General features: G+C 55.1%; 2 protein-coding genes and 1 pseudogene. All 3 read left to right on the forward strand.

The features are described from left to right. Nucleotides 1-164 (forward strand): annotated as a pseudogene (locus QDY28_RS30890) (IS66-like element accessory protein TnpA); the annotation flags it as partial. A gap of 249 nt (nt 165-413) precedes the next feature. Continuing rightward, nucleotides 414-755: a glycosyltransferase family 2 protein gene (locus QDY28_RS30895; protein ID WP_442967621.1), complete on the forward strand. Its 342-nt coding sequence runs from the start codon at nt 414-416 to the stop codon at nt 753-755. Nucleotides 756-785: 30 nt separating this feature from the next. Beyond that, on the forward strand, nt 786-972 hold a 187-nt coding region (locus QDY28_RS30900), incomplete at its 3' end, for a transposase (RefSeq protein WP_331384460.1).

Below are 972 nucleotides of genomic sequence, written 5' to 3' on the forward strand. Positions count from 1 at the left end.
CTGATGCCATGCTTGAAGTCATGGATGAAGGCATGCATGAAGCCAGGCATGAGGGAAAGTATCGTCGGATCGAGGTGATCACCGGTCGGCGGCAGCGGCGGAATTGGACTGACGAGGAGAAGGCGCGGATCCTTGCGGAAAGCGCGGAACCTGAGGTGAACATCTTGTCAATGCCGGATGAAATTTGCCCAGAAGTGGGCTCTTCCGCAATTTCGGTGCAACTTTCTGAATCCTATTGATTCGACATACGAATCAGCAGGAGCATGGAAATGGCGAAGCGCATTCTACTGTTGATCCCGCCTGTTGGTTTTCACGCGGAACTGAGCCGGTTAGGCGCATAATTTCCATTGAGAATTGAGCCATGTGAACCTTCCCCCAACGCGGTGAGCGACGAGGGCAACGGAGTGATCCACATGGGACTGACGATACAGCCGACGGCGCCTTTGCCAGAAAGACATGGTATCGCGATCGCTGTGTGCGTGAAGAACGAGGGAGCCTATATCGGTGAGTGGGTTCGTTTTCACAAGGCTGTCGGTATCCGCCACTTCATCGTCTATGACAATGGTTCAACGGATGAAACCTGCGCAATTCTCCGGCAATCGCTCACACAGGATGCTCTGACGATCGTGCCGTGGGCGGGGCGAATGGTTTACGGCGAGGAATCCCGTTTCCTTGACTACCAGGTGGTCGCGTTCGCTCACGCCATTCTCAACTTCGGCAACGCCGTACGCATCCGAGGAGGGCCGCCTTGCTGAGAAGTGAGGCGAGTTGGATGATCTGTCTATATGGACGTTGATATAGACAGTGTGAGAACCGTGGATTTAACGATAGAGAGCCGGCCGCAAGTCAGCCGGATGGAGATTGTCGATAGCGGACGACGTCGCCGTTTCAGCAAAGAAGCCAAACTTGCTATCGTGGCGGAGAGTTATTCCGCTCCCCGGCAGGTTTCGGCAACGGCACGCCGCCATGGCA

The sequence above is a fragment of the Rhizobium sp. BR 362 genome (assembly GCF_036528765.1).
Classification (GTDB): Bacteria; Pseudomonadota; Alphaproteobacteria; order Rhizobiales; family Rhizobiaceae; genus Rhizobium.